The following is a 17,528-nucleotide window of genomic DNA, read 5'->3' as shown; positions in this document are numbered from 1 at the left end:
CGTACGCGCGGCGCCGTACGGTGTGATCAACCATCCCCGCGCAGAAGGCGGTCCCTCCATGTCCCTGTTCGATCTCCCGCTCGACCGGCTGCGCGAGTACCGCAGCGGATCGGTGGAGCCGAAGGACTTCGACGCGTTCTGGTCCAGGACGCTCGGCGAGGCCCGGTCCCACGCTCTCGACGCCCGCTTCGAGCTGCGCACCGACACGGGTCTGAGCACCGTCGACGTGTACGACGTGACGTTCGCGGGCTACGGCGGCCACCCGGTCAAGGGCTGGTTCCTCGTCCCCGCGGGCACCACCGAGGCGCTGCCGGTGGTGGTCGAGTTCATCGGCTACGGCGGCGGGCGGGGGCTGGCGCACAGCCATCTGCTCTGGGCGTCGGCCGGTTTCGCCCATTTCGTGATGGACACCCGCGGCCAGGGCAGCGGCTGGCTCGTCGGCGACACCGCCGACCCGGTGGGCAGCGCCCCCGCGTTTCCCGGTTTCATGACCCGTGGCATCGAGGCCCCGGAGTCGTACTACTACCGGCGGGTGTTCACCGACGCGGTACGCGCGGTGGAGGCGGCGCGCTCGCACCCGCTGGCCGACGCGGCGCGCACCGCGGCCGTCGGAGAGAGCCAGGGCGGCGGCATCACGCTCGCCGTGGGCGGGCTGATACCCGACCTGGTGGCGATCGCGCCGGACGTCCCGTTCCTGTGCGACTTCCCCCGCGCCCTCACCGTCACCGACCGCGCCCCGTACCGCGAGGTGGGCAACTACCTCAAGACGCACCGCGGCCGGGCCGAGCGGGCGCGGGCCACGCTCTCCTACTTCGACGGGGTGCACTTCGCCGCGCGCGGGCGCGCACCGGCGCTGTTCTCGACGGCGCTGGAGGACATGACCTGCCCGCCCTCGACCGTCTTCGCCGCCTTCAACGCCTACGCCCACCCGGACAAGTCCATCGAGGTGTACGAGTTCAACGATCACGAGGGCGGCGGGCCGTTCCAGCAGGCCGTGCAGTTGGGCTGGCTGCCCGGACGGCTGCGGGCCTGACCGCGGCGGCGGTCAGCCGCGCGGGACGAGCCCCTTGGACTCCAGGTAGTCGCGTGCCACGTCCTCGGGGAGCCGGCGCAGGCTGTCCACCCGCTCGTTGAGCCGGGCCAGGTCGGCGGTGGTCAGTACGGTGTTGAGCCTGCCCAGCGCCGTGCGTACGCCCGCGCCGCCCGCCCGGGACCGGTTGACGACGGGGACGAGGTGGTCGGCGTTCTGGAGGTGTCTGTCGTCGGCGAGCAGGACGAGGCCGAAGCTGTCCAGCGTGGCGTCGGTCGTGGTGGTCAGGACCATCTGGTCCCGGCCCTTCTGGACGGCCTGCTTGGCCTGCGTGGTGCCGACGCCCTTGGGGTCCACGGCGGTGATCCGGATGCCGTAGGTCTTCTTCAGTCCGGGCGCGCAGTAGGGGCGCCGCACGCATTCGTCCCCGGCCGCCAGCCGTACGGGCAGCCGGGCTCTGCCCAGGTCGCCGAGGGTCCTGAGGCGGTGCTCGGCCGCGTACCGGGCGGCGACCGCGAAGGCGTTCTGGTCGACGGCGCGCCCGGGGTCGAGGACGGTGAGGCCGCGCGGGACGGCCAGCGCGCGCAGCGCCTTCATGGTGGCGGCGAGGTCGGGCGAACCGACCGGGGTGGCGTCGGCGCCGTTCTTCCTGGCGTTCAGCCAGTCGGCGAAGGTGGCGGCGTACTCCGGCACGACGTCGATCTGCCCGTTCTCCAGCGCCGGTTCGTAGATCTCCCGGTTGGTGACGGAGATGACCTTCGTGGAGTAGCCGGCCCGGTCCAGCAGCAGCGCGTACATCCGGGCGAGCAGATCGCTCTCGGTGAATCCCGCGGAGCCGATGGTGAGGTGTCGGCTGTCGCCCGGCGGTGCGGTGACGTCGCCCCGGTTCTCCAGGGAGGGGCCGGTGGCGCATCCGGCCGCCGGGAGCAGCAGCGCCAGCGCGGCAAGGGCGGCCCGCGGCCTCATCCGGAGCCCCCGCCCCGGAACCGGCCGGGGACGAGCAGCCGGCCCGCGACGAAGAGCCCTTCGACGATCAGCGCGAAGACCGCGACGAGGACCGCTCCGGCGACGACCTGCGCGGTGGAGGCGAGGTTGAATCCCGCCGTGATGATGCGGCCGAGTCCGCCGCCGCCCGCGAGTGCGGCGAGGGTGGCGGTCGCGACGAGCTGGACGGCGGCGATCCGCACTCCGGTGAGGATCAGGGGGAGTGCGAGCGGCACCTCTACCCCCAGCATCAGCTGCCGTCCCGTCATGCCCATGCCCCTGGCCGCGCGCACGACGTCGCGGTCGACCTCCCGCATGCCGACGTAGGCGTTGGTGAGCAGCGGCGGCACGGCGAAGAGCACCAGGGCGATGATGGTCGGCCACTCGCCGTGCCCGCCGACCGGGGTGAGGAGCAGCAGCACCAGTACGGCGAAGGTGGGTACGGCCCGGCCGATGTTGGAGAGGTTGACGGCGAGCGTGCCGCCCTTGCCGAGGTGGCCGAGGACCACGGCGACGGGCAGTGCGATCAGACAGCTGATCAGCAGGCAGACCGTGGTGAGGAACAGGTGCTGGCCCAGCCGGTTGCGGATGCCGTCGTCGCCGGACCAGTTCGCGGAGGTGGTGAGCCAGGACCAGGCGTCGGCCAGGGTGTTCACGGCTGTCTCCGGGTCCATGGGGTCAGCAGTCGCTGGGCGAGCAGGAGCAGCACGTCGGCGGCGACGGCGATGAGGACGCAGAGGACGGAGGCGGTGAGCACCTGGGCCTTGAAGTAGGTGTTCATCCCGGAGTAGATGAGGTTGCCGAGTCCGCCGTACCCGACGATCGCGCCGACCGTGACCAGGGAGACGGCGGAGACGGTCGCGATCCGCAGTCCGGCCATGGCCGCGGGCAGCGCGAGGGGCAGTTCCACGGCGAGCAGCAGCCGCAGGGGGCCGTATCCCATGCCGCGCGCGGCCTGCCGGGTCTCCTCGGGCACGGCGCGCAGTCCGGCGAGGATGTTCCGGACGAGGAGGGTGAGCGAGTACAGGACCAGTCCGGCGACGACGAGCGAGGCGGAGAGCCCGTACACCGGCAGCAGCAGCGAGAACATGGCCAGCGACGGCACGGTGTAGAGGACGGTCGTCACGCCGAGCACGGGGCCCGCCGCCCAGCGCCGGTGCCGCGCCGCGAGGGCGAGCGGCACGGCGAGGGCCAGTCCGATGAGCACGGAGACCACGGTGAGCTGGAGGTGTTGCACGGTGGCGTCCCAGAGGATCTCGCGACGGCTGGAGAGGTAGGCCCCGCAGAGCCACTCGTTGCGCGCGAGGCAGTCGTCGGGGGGCGCGGTCACCCCTCCATTGGAGCGCCCGGGGCCGCGCGGGCGCTCGTCCTGATCGGCTGTCCGGGTGCCGCGTACGGGCGGGGCCCCGCCGCCGCTCCCCCTGCCCGGGGGTACCGGCCGGGCGGGGAGCGCCCGGGTGCCGTCGGCCGGGCCCTCACGCGCTCCCCGGGGCAGGGATGGCGGACGTCAGTGCTGCCCGGCCGCCGGTTCGAGGACGAAGACCGGGATCTGCCGCTCGGTCTTCGCCTGGTAGTCGGCGTAGTCGGGGAACGCCTCGACCGCGCGCCGCCACCACAGGGCCTTCTCCTCGCCGGTGGCCTCACGGGCGTCCATGTCCTGGCGGACCGGGCCGTCCTGGAGTTCCACGCGCGGGTCGGCCACGATGTTGTGGTACCAGACGGGGTGCTTGGGGGCGCCGCCCTGCGAGGCGACCACGGCGTACGAGCCGTCGTGCTCGACCCGCATCAGCGGGGTCTTGCGGATCTTGCCGCTCTTGGCCCCGCGGGTGGTGAGGACGATGACGGGCATGCCCCGCATCGTGGTTCCCTCGGTGCCGCCGGAGCTCTCGAACAGTTCGACCTGGTCGCGGACCCACTTCTCGGGGCTCGGCTCGTACTCTCCCTGCAGAGGCATGGATTCTGTCCCATCGTCTCGTCGTCGTTCGGACACGCGTGCCCGCGGACATCGGTGTGTCCCGCTCCGAGAACTCTCGCACCATTCCGCCCGTACGGCGCCCGGACCGGGCCGGGCGCGGGAACACGTGTGGTGCCTCAGGAGTGCGGTGGCCCCAGGCGCAGTTGCAGCATGGCCTCGAACCGGGCCTCCGGGTCGTCGAGGTCGATGCCGGCGACCACGGCCAGCCGCTTGAGCCGGTAGCGGAAGGTGTTGGGGTGGACGTGGACGGCGGCAGCGGCGGCAGGCACGTCGCCGAAGGTGCTCAGCCAGGCGTCCAGGGTGTCCGTGAGCGCCGTGTGGTGCTTGGCGTCGTAGGCGCGCAGCCGTACGACGGGGCCGTCCGGCAGGTCGTCCTCGGCGGCCATCCGGTCCGTCAGCTCCTCCAGCAGCGCGGCCGCGTAGACGTCCGACAGCCGGGCGGCCCTGCGCTGCGTACGGCCGGAGCCGAGGACCCGCAGCGCACGGTCGGCGTCGGCGCGCGAGCGGCGCAGCTCCACCGGGCGGGCGGCTAGCCTGCCGATTCCGATGACGGAGGGCATCCTGTCCCCCACCCGGCCGAGGAACGCCTCGGCCACCCGGAGCCCCTGTTCGTCCGAACTCGTGGGCAGGACCGCGTAGGTGACCGGGCCGAGGGTGGCGGTGGCGGTGCGGGGGTGGATCGCGGACAGGTGCAGGGCGAGCGCCTCGGCGACGCGGTGGCCCGCGGCCACCCGGTCGGGCGCGTACTGCTCGCCGGTCACCGCGAGCGCCAGCACGCAGGCGGGCTGCACGGACAGGCCGAGCCGTACGGCGGCCTGCGGGGCGTGCGTACCGCCCTCCAGGACCGTGGCGAGCAGATCCGCGCGCAGCCGGCGTTCGGCGTCCTCGCCGGTGCGGCGGCGCAGCAGATGCAGGGCGGCCACCTTCGCCGCCTCCTGGAGCGCCTGCGTACGGTCCGCGCTCAGGGGCCCGTCGACCACGACCCAGATCGAGCCGAGGATCTCGCCGCCGGCGCGGACCGCGATCGCGACCCGGGGCTTGTCCGAGATGCCGTCCACATAGACGGGTTCCTCCTTGCGGTAGAGGGCCTGGAAGGCGCCGCGTTCCTCCAGGGCGCGCAGTTTCTCGGCGGGCACCTGGCGGTCCAGGACGGTCGCGATCCTGTCCTCGTCGGCCTCGTCCTGTCTGCTGGAGAAGGCCAGCACCCGGCCGCCGCGGTCCTCCACGGTGACCGGGCCGTCCAGCAGTCCGGCCGTGGCGTTGGCCAGGGCGAACAGGTCACCGGCGAGGGGTTCGGCGCCGTCGGCCTCGTCGGGGCCGCCCACCGTGCCCAGTTCGTCGACGGCGAGCAGCGAGCGCAGCAGCGCGGCCACCTGGGCCCAGGACGCCCCGGGCGTCAGGCCGAGCACGGTCACGCCGGTGCGGGCGGCCGCCTCGGACACCGATCCGTAGACCGGGACCGGGGAGCGGACCACGACGGCCGCCGCGCCCAGCCCGGCCGCCCGGTCGACGAGGGCGGCCACGGGCCCGGCGCCGTACACACCGACGCCGAGCACCACCGCGCCGGGCAGCCGCGCCGGTTCGTCCAGGGGGTCCTGGATCAGCACTCCGGTGACCGCGCGGGCCGGGTCCGCCTCCCCGGCCAGCACTTCGATCAGCGTCGATCCGAGATCGTTGAGGATCCGGCCGAGCACGGCCCGTGGCTGCTCCGTCATCCTCACAAGGTAGGTGATCGGAGGCCGGCCGCGGCGGGGGCGGCCGCGCGGGGGCCTGCGGGGACGCCGGTCACCGGCCGATCCACTCCGTCGACGTGGTCACCTCGGCCAGCTGCCCGGGGATCGGGGAGACGCCGAGTCCGGGGCCGTCCGGCACGTCGAGATGGCCGTCGCGCAGGACGAACGGTTCGGTGATGTCGGTCCGGTAGTACCGGTCGGAGGCGGACGTGTCGCCGGGCAGCGTGAAGCCGGGCAGTGCGGCGAGGGCGACGTTGGCGGCCCGGCCGAGACCGGTCTCCAGCATGCCGCCGCACCAGACGGGGACGCCGTGCGCGGCGCACACGTCGTGGATCCGCCGGGCCTCCAGATAGCCGCCGACCCGCCCCGGCTTGATGTTGACGACCGAGCAGGCGCCCATCGCGATGGCGTCGGCCGCCGAGCGGGCGGACACGATGGACTCGTCCAGGCAGATGGGGGTGCGCACCTGCCGGGCGAGTGCCGCGTGTCCCCTGATGTCCTCCTCGTCCAGGGGCTGTTCGATCAGCAGCAGCCCGTACGGGTCGAGCCGGGCCAGCTGCGCGGCGTCGGCGAGGGTGTAGGCGGTGTTGGCGTCCACCTGGAGCTGTACGTCGTCGCCGAAGCGTTCCCGGACCGCGCGCACGGGTGCCACGTCCCAGCCGGGCTCGATCTTCAGTTTGATCCGCCGGTAGCCCTCGGCCAGATAGCCGTCGACGGCGTCGAGCAGCGCGGGGACCGAGTCCATGATGCCGACCGAGACGCCTGCCGGTACCCGTTCGGCCGTCGCGCCCAGCCACTGGCCCATCGACAGGTCGTGGGAGCGCAGCCAGGCGTCGAGGACCGCGGTCTCCAGTGCGGCCTTGGCCATCCGGTGGCCCTTGAACGCGGCCAGGGCCGGGGCGACCGCCCAGGGGTCGAGTGCCGGCAGGGCGGCGAGCGCGGGCACGAGATGGCTGCGCAGCACGTCCACCGCGGCCGCGGTGTACTCCGAGGAGTACAGCGGATCGGCCATGGTGACGCATTCGCCGTAGCCCTCGTGGTCCTCGGTCTCGATCCTGACCAGCAGGATCTCCCGGGTGGTCATCGTGGCGAACGAGGTCCGGAACGGTGCGACGAGGGGCATCGCGATCCGGCGCAGTTCCACACCGACGAGTTTCATGCGTGACTCTCCTGATGTCTGTCGATCACGTACCAGCCGTCCCGGGTGAATCCGGTGACGGTGTGCCCCTCGGCCATCAGGCCGCCGAGCACCTCGCGCAGCGCGTACCGCCAGGCGCGGGCCAGGGGCGGGTCGGTCCGGCGGAGCTCCTCGGCCTCGGCCGGGATCCGGACCAGGACGGTGTCGCCGTCCCGGCGTCCGATGACGGGGCTCCCGTCGGGTTTGGCGTCGAGTCCGACCACGGCGCGGGCGCCCGCGTCGTCGACGGTGAGGGTGCGGGGGGTGCCGGCGGCGGAGGCGACGGCGGGCTCTCCGGTCAGCTCCCAGCGGACCATCAGCCGGTCCGTCTCGGTCCCTGCGTTGACCTCGTCCCGCATGGCGCCGTAGAAGTCCGCCAGGTACTCGCTCGGCACCGCGCCCAGTTTGGCCAGGTTGAAGTAGGCGTTGCGGCTGATCAGCGGGTCGAAGGTCCAGGTGATGGTGGTGAGGCCGCGGGCCAGGGCCCAGGCCCGCTGGTGCTGTTTCACCGCGAAGCCGATGTTGCGGCCCCGGACGGTGCCGTCCACCCCGGCGATGTGCGAGTGGAGTCCGACGCTGGCCAGGAAGCCCAGGCAGAAGCCGATCGTCCGGCCGTCCCGTTCGACGCCGACGACATAGCTGCCGGAGTGCGCGAGGACCCGCAGCAGTTCCGGGGTGATCAGCGGGTTGCCGGGGTCGGGCCGCCAGATCCGGTCCAGCACCCGGCACGCCTCGTGCATCTCGTCCAGTCCGTGCAGCTCCCTGACGGTGACGCCGGCGCGCTCCGCGGCCAGGTCCGCGGCGGCCGTCGCGGCGGCCGCCCGCGCGGCGTTCACGGTCCCACCCGGCCGGGGCCGGTCAGCGAGGCCACCAGGGAGGCCACGAGTGCCGCGCGGCGGGGCAGTTCGGCGACGGTCACGTGCTCGTCGTCCGCGTGGGCCCCGCCGCCCACGGCCCCGAGGCCGTCGAGCGTGGGCGTGCCCGCTCCCGCGGTGAGGTTGCCGTCGGAGGCGCCGCCGACCGCCACGCCGCGCAGGGGCCCGAGGCCCAGTTCCGCGTAGAGGCCCTCGGCGAGGGCGAACAGCCCGGCCGAGGCGGTCGTCGGCAGCGGCGGCCGGTCCGGGCCGCCGGAGAACGTGAGCGAGGCCCCGTCGAGCGCCGGCCGGAGGCCGTGCACCGCGCGGTCCACCCGGTCCTGCTCGGCGGCCGTCGCCACCCGCACGTCGACCAGCAGCCGGGCCGTGTCGGGCACCGTGTTGCGGGTGGTCCCGGAGGCGGCCACGGTCGGGGTCACGGTGGTGCCGGCCGCCGGGTCGGCGAGGGCGGACAACGCGAGGACCTGGTGGGCGAGTTCGGTGGTGGCGTTGACCCCCTTGTGCGGTTCCAGGCCCGCGTGCGCGGCGCGTCCGGCGACGGTCAGCTCATAGCCGGACACCCCTTTGCGCGCGGTCTTCAGCGCACCGCCCTCGCTCGCCTCCAGGACGAGGACGGCGCGGGTCCGGCGGGCCTCGGCCTCGATCAGGGCGCGGGAGGTGGGGGCGCCGATCTCCTCGTCGCCGGTCAGGAGCACCGAGACGCCGTCCAGGTCGTCCAGTACCGACAGGGCGTGGAACAGCTGCGCCACCCCGGCCTTCATGTCGAAGCAGCCCGGCCCGGTGAGCCTGCCCCCGGCGACCTCGAAGGGGTGGGTGGCGAGGGAGCCCACCGGCCACACGGTGTCGAAGTGGCCGAGCAGCAGCACCCGGTCGCCGGAGCCGAAGCGCCAGCGCAGGGCGGGCCGTCCCGAGCCGTCGATCCACTCGGGCGCCGCGCCGGTCAGCCGGGTGCCGATCCCGGCGACGACGCGGGCGCAGGCGGCCACGGCGGCCGGGTCGTCGCTGGGCGACTCGGTGCGGACCAGGTCCCCGATGTCGGCCAGGAGCGACGGGAGCCCCGCTTCCAATGCGGTGGTGATCGAAGGCACGTCAGCCCGCCTTGGGAGTGGCACGGCCACCGTGGTGGAGGTAGGGGGTGCCGTCGTCGAGCGTGTAGAAGACGACCGGGACCCAGAGCTCGAGCCCCGGCCGCTGCACGACGAACAGGCCCGGCTCGACGGGATGCATCCGGTACTCCTTCTCCGTGTCGGGGGCGAGTTGGGCCAGGGGTCCGGTGATCCGGTCCACCATCACCAGTCCGCCGTCGCGCTCCACGATCTCGATGCGGCTGGAGAGCCGCTGGTACACGCCGACGTAGTCGGCGGGGTCCACCGCCACCGGTTCTGTCGCGGGCTCGATGGCGGGGCGCATCGTCACCCCGGCCAGCTCCCGGACGATCTCCGCGTACACGTCCCGGTAGAGGCCCGAGGTGTCGCCGCCGTTGGTGAGCAGGCAGATCGCCAGCTCGGCCTCGGGCAGGACCCGCAGATAGGCGTTCTGCCCGATCGTGCCCCCGTCGTGTCCGTAGACCCGCTGTCCGTCCCAGGTGTCGAGGAACCAGCCGAGCCCCCAGGCGTCGCCGAGGACGTGCGGGTCGGGGATCTCGACCTGCGGGGTCTGCATGGCGGCGACGGACTCCTCGGAGAGGAGCTTGGTGCCGTCGGCGGTGACGCCCTTGTCGAGGTGCAGCCGGGCGAACCGCAGTACCTCGCGCGGGGTGGAGCAGATCAGTCCGGCCGGTCCGGCCGAGCGCATCAGCCCCCACATCGGGGCCTGGACCGGGGGGCTCCCCAGGTGCCCGATGGCGGTGCGGAAGCGCAGCGCCTCCTCGGGCAGGGTCACGGTGTGCGTCAGGCCGAGCGGCCGGTACAGCCGCTCGCGCATCAACTCGTCCCACTGGACGCCGGTGACGACCTCAAGCACCCGGCCGAGCAGGGTGAAGCCCGCGTTGCAGTAGGACATGGTGGCGCCGAGCGGGTGGTTGGGGGTGACGTCGTCGAGCAGGGCGACGTACTTCTCCAGACAGTCGTCGCCCCGGCCGGTGTCGGTGAAGAGGTCGCCGTCGATGCCGCTGGTGTGCGTCAGCAGATGACGGAGCGTCACCCCCCGGGTCAGCTCCTCTTCACCGAGGCGCAGCTCGGGGAGTACGGAGACGAGCGGGGCGTCCAGTTCGAGTACGCCCTCGTCGACCAGGGCCATGGCCACCGTGGTGGTCCAGACCTTGGAGATCGAGCCGATCTGGAAGAGGGTGTCGGTGGTCGCACCGATCCCGGCCTCGGTGTTGGCCAGTCCGACGGCGGTCTCGGCGACGATCTCGCCGCGGTGCAGGATCGCGAGGGAGGCGCCGGGTACGGAGTGACGTGCGGTCAGTTCGGTGAGCCGGGTGGTCCAGCGGGCTGACAGCTCGGTGGTGTCGGTCATGCGGGGCTCCGATTCCGTTTCGTTCAGCGGTTGGTGTGCGTGGTGACCCATTCGACGAGCCTGCGGGAGTAGTCCTCCCGGTGCGAGGGCCGGCCGTCCAGGAGGAAGAGGTGCGAGCTGCCGGGGTACACGACCAGCCGGGCCGGTACGTCCCGGGTGCGCAGCGCGTGGAACCACTGCTCGGCCTGGCCCACCGGACAGGTGTCGTCCGCGCCGCCGTGCAGGATCAGGGTGGGCGAGCGGACCGCGTCGGCGTGGCTGAGCGGCGAGAGTTGCGTCATCCGCGCCGGGTCGCCGATCTCGTGGCGGGCGATCAGGTGGCCCTCCTCGGAGGTGCCGGCCATGCTCGTCAGGTCGACCAGGACGCCGCCGGGTACGACGGCGGCGAACAGGTCGCTGCGGGCGGAGAGCCAGCAGGTCAGATAGCCGCCGTAGCTGTAGCCGGTGAGGGCGATCCGTGCCTGGTCGACGAGTCCCTCGGCGACCAGGGCGGCCACCGGTTGCAGGACGTCCTGTTCGTCGGTCTCGCCCCAGGCGCCCGTGGCGGCCGTGTAGAACGCCTCGCCGTAGCCGTCGCTGGCACGGATGTTCGGGGTCAGGACCGTCCAGCCCCGCGAGACCAGCTCCTGGTGGTAGAGGTGGACCGGATCGGAGTGCGGGGCCCAGGCGTTGTGCGGGCCGCCGTGCACGTCGACCAGGAGCGGGCCGCCCGGTGGCGTCTCCTCGGCACGCGTGATCATGGCGTGTACGACCGTACCGTCCTCAAGGGTGAACTCGCGCTCGGTGACCGGGTGGAGGGCAACGCCGGGCAGCGACCGGTCCATGTGGTCGGTGAGCCGTACGGGCCGCGGTCCGGCCGACGGCAGGACCGGCCCCCCGGACGTCCAGGCGTCCAGGTCGAGCAGCACGACCTCGGCGAAGCGCGAGGCGTCGGAGACCACCACCGCCGCCCGCCCCGCCTTGGTGACGACCGAGCAGCCGCTCACCCCGCTGCCGGCGGAAAGCGGCGAGGCGCTGATCCCGTCGGCGTCCAGCCGGTACAGCCGGGTGGCGCCCCGGTCGCGGGCGCAGAACACGATCGCGTCGCCGTGGAACTGCGGCAGCGCACCCGGGTAGCCGGGTCCGCCGCCCATGACGTTGCGGTCCAGGGCGGCGCTGAGGGAGACCGGCGCGGAGCCGTCCAGCGGCTGGCGCAGCAGCTCCGAGTGGCCGACGCCGAACGAGGCCCGGCCGACGACGAGCAGTGCGGACCCGTCCGGGAACCAGCTCACCGGACCGGCGAGGCCGTCGACGGGCCCGACCCGCCGGCCCAGGGACGCGCGCTCCCCGGCCCCCACCACATGGGCGGCCGAGGGGCCGAGGGCGGCCGCGTCCGGGCCGGTGTACGCCGGGAAGGCGAGCTGTGTGCCGTCGGGCGACCAGCTCGGCGTGCCGACGTGCCGGTCGCCCCCGGTGACCTGTGCGACCTCGCCGGACGCCACCTCCACCACGAAGAGCTGGGTCCGGAGCGATCCGATGAGGCCGGTCCCGTCCGCCTTCCAGCCGAGGGCGTCGATGACCACGGGTGCGCTGTCCGCGCGGTACGCCTCGGGGGCCGCGAAGGCGATGCGTGAACCGTCCGGGCTCCAGACCGGTGTGCCCGCCCCGGCCGGACACCGTGCGGGGGTGGTGAGCGCGACGGCCTCTCCCCCGTCGGCGGAGAGCAGATGGAGCTGCCCCGCGCGCAGGAAGGCCAGCCACGATCCGTCCGGGGACCAGCGCGGCGCGGTGTCCGCCGGGCCGTGGGTGAGGCGCCGGGCCGGGCCGCCCCCGCCGCGTACCTCCCAGATCGAGCGGATGACGCGGTCGTTGTCGGCGTCCTGGGTGGTCAGGGTGTAGGCGACGCGTTCGCCGTCCGGGGACAGTGCGGGATCTCCCGGGATCTCGAACCGGTACAGGTCTTCGATCGTCAGGGGTCGGGTCATGACGCCTCCTCGGCGAGGGCAAGGGTCGGTACGCAGGAGATGAGGTTCCGGGTCGTCGGGTGTTCCGGGTGCTCCAGCACCCGGTCGGCGGGGCCGCACTCGACGAGGTGGCCGCCGTCCATCACGGCGACCTGGTCGCAGAGGTAGCGGACGACCGCGAGGTTGTGGGAGATGAAGAGCATCGCGAAGCCCAGTTCGCGCTGGAGGCGGCGGAGCAGATTGAGCACCGCGCCCTGCACGGAGACGTCCAGGGCCGAGGTGATCTCGTCCGCGATCAGTACGGCGGGCCGGGCGGCCAGCGCGCGGGCCAGGGCCACCCGTTGGCGCTGGCCGCCGGAGAGGGCGTCCGGGGTGAGCGCGGCCCGCGCGGGGTCGATGCCGACCAGTTCGAGGAAGCGCGCCACCTCGGCGTCGCGCGCGGCGCGGCGCTCCCGGGCCGGTGTGCGGCGCCCGGCCGCCGCGCCGGGCAGTGCCTCGGCCACGGAGGCGCCGACGCTCATGCGCGGGTCGAGCGAGGCGTACGGGTTCTGGAACACCAGCTGGACGGGGCTTCGCCCGCGCCGCGCCGTCCCGGCCCCGTCGACCAGTACGCGCCCCGAGCTGATCGGTGCCAGTCCCACGACGGCCCTGCCGAGGGTCGACTTCCCCGACCCGGACCCGCCGACGAGTCCGGTCACCGTCCCTTCCGGCACCAGCAGGTCGACGTTCTCCACGGCGGTGAACCGGCCGTAGCGCACGGTGATCCCGCGCAGTTCGAGTGAGCTCATGAGGTGGCCTCCGCCGTGGACGACGCGGTCGCGACGGGCCCGTCGGCCGCCGCCGTTCCGACCGGGAACCAGCAGGCGACCTGCCGGCCCGGCCCGAAGCCGGAGAGTCCGGGGGCGGTTCGGTGGCAGCGTTCCCGGGCGCGTTCGCAGCGCGGGGCGAACGCGCACCCGCCGCCGGTCTCCCCCGGTTCCGGGGGCCTGCCGGGAATGGTCACGAGGTCCGTGCCGGGGTCCGTGGCCATGGTGGGGACCGCCCCCACCAGTGCCCGGGTGTACGGGTGGGCGGCGCCGCCGAGGAGTGCGGTGACCGGAAGGTCCTCGACGACCAGGCCCGCGTACATCACCAGGACGCGTTCGCAGACCTGGGCGACGACGACGAGGTCGTGGGAGATCAGCAGCAGCGCGGCGCCGGAGTCCTCGCGCACCTCGGCGAGCAGGTCGAGCACCTGCTCCTGGACCGCCACGTCGAGCGCCGTGGTGGGCTCGTCGGCGATGATCAGCTTCGGCTCCCCCATCAGTCCCATCGCGATGACGGCCCGCTGCCGCATCCCGCCGGAGTACTCGTGCGGCCGCTGCCGGGCGCGGCGTTCCGGTGCGGGGACGCGGACGGCGCGGAGGCGGTCGACGGCGCGCGCCGCGCCCTGGGCCCGGCTCGCGCCCAGGTGCACCTCGGCCACCTCGGAGAGCTGGCGGCCCACGCGCAGGGCCGGGTTCAGGGAGGCCATCGGGTCCTGGAAGACCATGGCCAGTTCGGTGCCGAGCCGCGGGTCGTCCCGCAGATCGTGCCCGTCGAAGCGGAGGGTCCCGGCCGTGACCCGGCCCGGGTGCGGGACCAGGTCCGCGAGTGCCAGCGCGCTGAGGCTCTTGCCGGAGCCCGATTCGCCGACCAGGCCGACCGCCTCGCCCCTGGCGATGTCCAGCGAGATGCCGCGTACCGCCTGTCGCCCGCCGGGGAAGGCCACCCGCAGATCGCGCGCCCTGATCAGGGGAGCGTCGTCGGCGGACGTTTCCCCGGGGGTGTCCGGCCGCTGCTCCGGGACGGGCTCCGGGGCCTGCGGCGCCCTCCGGCCGCCCGCCTGCGCCAGCACCTCACCGGCCAGCCCGAACATCAGCCCGGTCAGGACGACGGCCGCGCCGGGTGCCAGGGCCGCCGCAGGGTTCACGAAGATGCGGTTCAGCTGTTCGTTGAGCAGCCGCCCCCAGTCGTACTGCGGCGGCTGTACGCCGAGTCCGAGGAAGGAGAGGCCGGAGAAGGCGACCAGGATGCCGCCGGTGGCCTGGGTGGCGAAGAGCACCGAGGGTTCGGCGATATTGGGCAGCAGATGACGTACCACCAGCCGGAACCGGCCCACGCCGAGGATCCGGGCCGCGGCCACGTAGTCGGAGCCCGCGACCGATGCCGTCAGGTTCTGCACCAGCCGCGCCATGGGCGGAACCATGGCCAGTCCCACGGCGAGCACCGCGCCGGTGGTGCCCACTCCGAAGATCGTGGCGAGGAAGAGCAGGAACAGCAGCCCGGGAAAGGCCACCAGTACGCCGACGGTCGCGGTGATCAGCCGGCCGAGGCGTCGGCCCACGACCGCCGGGGCGACCCCGAGCAGCAGCCCGCCGCCGACGCCGATCGCGGCGGCGAGCAGGGTGAGCCGCAGGGTCAGGCGGGTCGCCACCACGACGCGGGCGGCGATGTCCCGGCCGAGCTGGTCCGTGCCCAGCAGATGGGCGGCGCCGGCGCCCTGGTTGATCGCGTCCGTGTCGACCCGCGCGGCCCGGTCGCCGAGCAGTACGGGTCCGAGCACGGCGACCAGCGCCACCAGCACGAAGACGGTGAGCGCGGTGATGCCGATCGGTGTCCTCAGGGTGCGCCCGAGCCGGTGCCGCAGTGAGCTGTCATGGTCGTGATGAGGCATCGTCAACTCCCGCGGACGGTGGACTGGGGGTCGGCGACGGCCACGGCCACGTCGACGACGAAGGTGATCAGCAGCGCGGCCGCCCCGTAGACCAGCACGACGCCCTGGACCAGCGGATAGTCCTTCTCGGTGATGGCCTGGACGATCGTGGTGCCGAGGCCGGGCCACGCGAAGACGTTCTCGACGAGCACGGTGCCGGCGAGCAGCGAGCTGAACAGCAGGCCGCCCAGGGTGAGCGAGGAGGTCAGCAGATTGGGCAGCGCGTGCCGCAGATAGCGCAGCCGGGCCGGGAGCCGCTTCGCCCGTGCGGTGCGCATGTAGTCCTCGCCGAGCACCCGCAGCGTCTCCACCCGGACGATGCGCGACAGCGTCGCCGCCGGGACGAGGGCCAGGGCCAGCACCGGCAGGACGTAGGAGTCCGGGCCGCCCCGCGAGGCGACCGGGAAGAGCGGCCACGCCACGGCGAACGCCGCGATCAGGCCCACCGCCAGCAGGAATTCGGGCACCGCGCCCAGCAGCCCGGTGACCCCGGTGAAGGCGAGTTCGCCGCGCCGTCGGCGGCCGTCCTTGGTCAGCACCGCGGCCGTCATGCCCGCGGGGACGGCGATGAGCAGGATCAGGACGAACGCGGGGACGGCGATCTGCACGGTGGCCGGGAGCCGCCCGGAGATGATCTCGGAGACCGGCATCTGGGCGCCGATCGACTCTCCGAGCCTGCCGTGGAGGAGGTTCACGACGAAGTCGCCGTACTGCTTCAGCAGCGGTTGGTCCAGGCCGAGCGACTGTCTGCGGGCGGCGACCAGCGCCGGGTCGGCGGTGGTGCCGAGGGCCGCCCGGACCGGGTCCCCGGGGATCAGATGGATCATCGCGAACGCGGCCGTGACCAGCGCCGCGAGCGAGGCCAGCAGCCGCCAGGTCCGGCGCAGGCCGAAGGCGATCCAGGGGCTGCGGACCTTGGCGCCCAGAAGGTCCTGGGTGATCGTCGCCATCAGTCGGCGCTCCGGCGCAGGGTGCTCGGGACGATCCCGTTGCCGTCCACCTCGAAGCTGACGCCCTTGGCGTAGTACCGGATCGCCTTGGTGACGACCGGGGCGATGTCGACGTTCTTGACCAGGGCGGCGTCGGCCGCGGCCCACAGGGCGCATCCCTCGGCGCCGGGCTTCGCCGAGGCCCGAGCGGCGAGCCGGTGGTACTCGGGGTTGGCGACGGAGCCGAAGTTGTTGCCCTTCGGCGGGGGCGGGCCGTCGTAGAACTGGGTCAGCTGGTCGGGGAGCGTGACGCCGATGGGCGCCCACGCGATGTCCCAGTCGCCCCCGGCGAGGGTGCTGACGATGGAGCCGGAGCCGCGGGGCTTCGCCGTCGCCTTCACTCCGAAGGAGGTCCACTGCTGGACGGCCAGTTCGACCGCCGAGCCGACCTGCGGGCCCTGGTTGGTGGCGTAGTCGAGCTGTACGGCGAGCGGCTTGCCGTCCTTGGTCCAGGTGCCCTTGCTCTTCGTCCAGCCGGCCCCGGTGAGTGCGGCGGCCGCCTTCGCCGTGTCGTGGGCGGGGAGGTTGCCCGTCACCGTGTCCTCGGAGCAGGGGGTGGGGGCGTTCTCGCCGATGCCGGTCGGGGCCCTGCCCTTCCCGCCGGTGGCGACGCTCCCGAGCTGCTTCAGATCCAGTACGTGGACCAGGGCCTTGCGCACCGCGAGTTCGGCGGTCGGACGGCCGGCGGCCTGGTTGAACAGGAGCTGGCCGAACAGCGCCTCCGTGCTCCGGTTCTTGACCCGGGCGGCGTCCAGCCGGTCCTGGTCGGCGCCGTTGACCAGGGCGACGTCGACCTGACCGGCCATCAGGAGGTTGGCCGCGGTCGACTCGTTGGAGACCACCTTGACGACCACCTTGGCGGGGAGGCCCGCGCCGGTGGACCCGCGCGGCCCCCAGGTGTACCCGTCCCTTCGGGCGTAGGTGTAGTGGTCGCCCGGGACCGCCTCGGTCAGCCGGTACGGTCCGCTGGCGTTGGTGGTCCTGGCCAGGGCGGCCGGCTTCGCCAGGCTCTTCTCGCACAGCAGCGGCAGCAGCCGGGCCATCTGCACGATGAAGGGGGCGGGCTTCGTCGTGGTGACGGTGACCGTACGGGCCGCCCGGTCGGCCTTCGCCACCGCGGTGACGGGGACGGAGAGGCCGAGCATCGGCGACTGGTTCTTCGGATCCGCGAGGTGGTTGTACTCGGCGGCCACGTCCTCGGCGGTGAGCGCCGAGCCGTCCTCGCAGGTGACTCCGGGGCGGATGGTGAACGTCGCCGAGGTGGTCGTGGCGGACCACTTCTCGGCCACTCCGGGAACCAGCGAGCCGTCGGCGGCGATGTGCACGAGGGTGTCGTACGCGAAGGAGTTCATCGCCAGTGCGGTGCTGACCAGCGAGGTGGTGGGGCTGAGGCTGCCGGGGTCGCCGGAGACGGCGACCACCACCGTCGAACCGCCGGGACCGCCCGCGGACGTGTCGCCGCCGCACGCGGTGGCGGTGCCGACCAGGCCGAGCGCCGTGACCACCGCGGCCGCCGCCCGCGTCCTGCGGGCCGTTCTGTTGCTGCTCTCCGTGCCTGCGGTGCTGGCCATGGTCACCTCCGAGGGAGCGGCACGCCGCCGCCGAGTGAGGGAACATTAGGCAGCGTC

General features: G+C 73.5%; 15 protein-coding genes. 1 reads left to right on the top strand and 14 read right to left on the bottom strand.

What is annotated here, in order from left to right; all coding sequences use genetic code 11:
* Positions 1-58: 58 nt before the first annotated feature.
* On the top strand, positions 59-1,033 hold the full coding sequence (locus ACFVFH_RS23550; RefSeq protein WP_383771953.1) for an acetylxylan esterase: 975 nt from the start codon (positions 59-61) through the stop codon (positions 1,031-1,033).
* A 12-nt stretch (positions 1,034-1,045) separates the two neighbouring features.
* Here the strand turns inward: ACFVFH_RS23550 and ACFVFH_RS23545 are convergent, their stop codons facing one another.
* From ACFVFH_RS23545 to ACFVFH_RS23480, 14 genes are all read right to left on the bottom strand, one after another.
* Positions 1,046-1,996 carry an ABC transporter substrate-binding protein gene (locus ACFVFH_RS23545; RefSeq protein WP_383771952.1) on the bottom strand — a complete coding sequence of 317 codons (951 nt, stop codon included), beginning with the start codon at positions 1,994-1,996 and terminating at the stop codon, positions 1,046-1,048.
* Positions 1,993-2,670: an ABC transporter permease gene (locus ACFVFH_RS23540; protein WP_383772118.1), complete on the bottom strand. Its 678-nt coding sequence runs from the start codon at positions 2,668-2,670 to the stop codon at positions 1,993-1,995. The genes ACFVFH_RS23545 and ACFVFH_RS23540 overlap by 4 nt, the downstream gene beginning before the upstream one ends.
* A complete protein-coding gene (locus ACFVFH_RS23535) occupies positions 2,667-3,344 on the bottom strand; it encodes an ABC transporter permease (RefSeq protein ID WP_383771950.1) in 678 nt (225 codons plus the stop codon). The genes ACFVFH_RS23540 and ACFVFH_RS23535 overlap by 4 nt, the downstream gene beginning before the upstream one ends.
* 177 nt (positions 3,345-3,521) lie before the next feature.
* Entirely contained in the window at positions 3,522-3,968 is a 447-nt protein-coding gene (locus tag ACFVFH_RS23530; protein WP_383771948.1) for a nitroreductase family deazaflavin-dependent oxidoreductase, read from the bottom strand.
* A 137-nt stretch (positions 3,969-4,105) separates the two neighbouring features.
* A complete protein-coding gene (locus ACFVFH_RS23525) occupies positions 4,106-5,704 on the bottom strand; it encodes a PucR family transcriptional regulator (protein ID WP_383771946.1) in 1,599 nt (532 codons plus the stop codon).
* 70 nt (positions 5,705-5,774) lie between these two features.
* A complete protein-coding gene (gene menC / locus ACFVFH_RS23520) occupies positions 5,775-6,881 on the bottom strand; it encodes an o-succinylbenzoate synthase (RefSeq protein ID WP_383771944.1) in 1,107 nt (368 codons plus the stop codon).
* Positions 6,878-7,735 carry a GNAT family N-acetyltransferase gene (locus tag ACFVFH_RS23515; protein WP_383771942.1) on the bottom strand — a complete coding sequence of 286 codons (858 nt, stop codon included), beginning with the start codon at positions 7,733-7,735 and terminating at the stop codon, positions 6,878-6,880. The genes menC and ACFVFH_RS23515 overlap by 4 nt, the downstream gene beginning before the upstream one ends.
* The gene (locus tag ACFVFH_RS23510) at positions 7,732-8,862 is read right to left on the bottom strand and encodes a M20 family metallopeptidase (RefSeq protein ID WP_383771940.1); all 1,131 of its coding nucleotides are present in this window, start codon (positions 8,860-8,862) and stop codon (positions 7,732-7,734) included. Before ACFVFH_RS23510 ends, ACFVFH_RS23515 begins: the two co-directional genes overlap by 4 nt.
* A gap of 1 nt (position 8,863) precedes the next feature.
* Positions 8,864-10,234 carry a serine hydrolase domain-containing protein gene (locus tag ACFVFH_RS23505; RefSeq protein ID WP_383771938.1) on the bottom strand — a complete coding sequence of 457 codons (1,371 nt, stop codon included), beginning with the start codon at positions 10,232-10,234 and terminating at the stop codon, positions 8,864-8,866.
* Positions 10,235-10,257: 23 nt separating this feature from the next.
* Positions 10,258-12,198, bottom strand: a complete 1,941-nt coding sequence (locus ACFVFH_RS23500; RefSeq protein ID WP_383771937.1) for a prolyl oligopeptidase family serine peptidase — start codon at positions 12,196-12,198, stop codon at positions 10,258-10,260.
* Complete coding sequence (locus ACFVFH_RS23495; protein WP_383771935.1) at positions 12,195-12,965, bottom strand: ABC transporter ATP-binding protein; 771 nt, start codon at positions 12,963-12,965, stop codon at positions 12,195-12,197. The genes ACFVFH_RS23500 and ACFVFH_RS23495 overlap by 4 nt, the downstream gene beginning before the upstream one ends.
* Complete coding sequence (locus ACFVFH_RS23490; protein WP_383771933.1) at positions 12,962-14,872, bottom strand: dipeptide/oligopeptide/nickel ABC transporter permease/ATP-binding protein; 1,911 nt, start codon at positions 14,870-14,872, stop codon at positions 12,962-12,964. Before ACFVFH_RS23490 ends, ACFVFH_RS23495 begins: the two co-directional genes overlap by 4 nt.
* Before the next feature lie 2 nt (positions 14,873-14,874).
* The gene (locus ACFVFH_RS23485) at positions 14,875-15,861 is read right to left on the bottom strand and encodes an ABC transporter permease (protein ID WP_383771931.1); all 987 of its coding nucleotides are present in this window, start codon (positions 15,859-15,861) and stop codon (positions 14,875-14,877) included.
* Positions 15,861-17,471 (bottom strand): ABC transporter substrate-binding protein, encoded by a 1,611-nt coding sequence (locus ACFVFH_RS23480; RefSeq protein WP_383771929.1) that lies wholly within the window; start codon positions 17,469-17,471, stop codon positions 15,861-15,863. Before ACFVFH_RS23480 ends, ACFVFH_RS23485 begins: the two co-directional genes overlap by 1 nt.
* Positions 17,472-17,528: the final 57 nt, after the last annotated feature.

This window comes from Streptomyces sp. NPDC057697 (assembly GCF_042799335.1).
In the GTDB taxonomy this organism is placed as follows: domain Bacteria; phylum Actinomycetota; class Actinomycetes; order Streptomycetales; family Streptomycetaceae; genus Streptomyces.
This window is presented reverse-complemented; position numbering and strand designations above follow the sequence as displayed.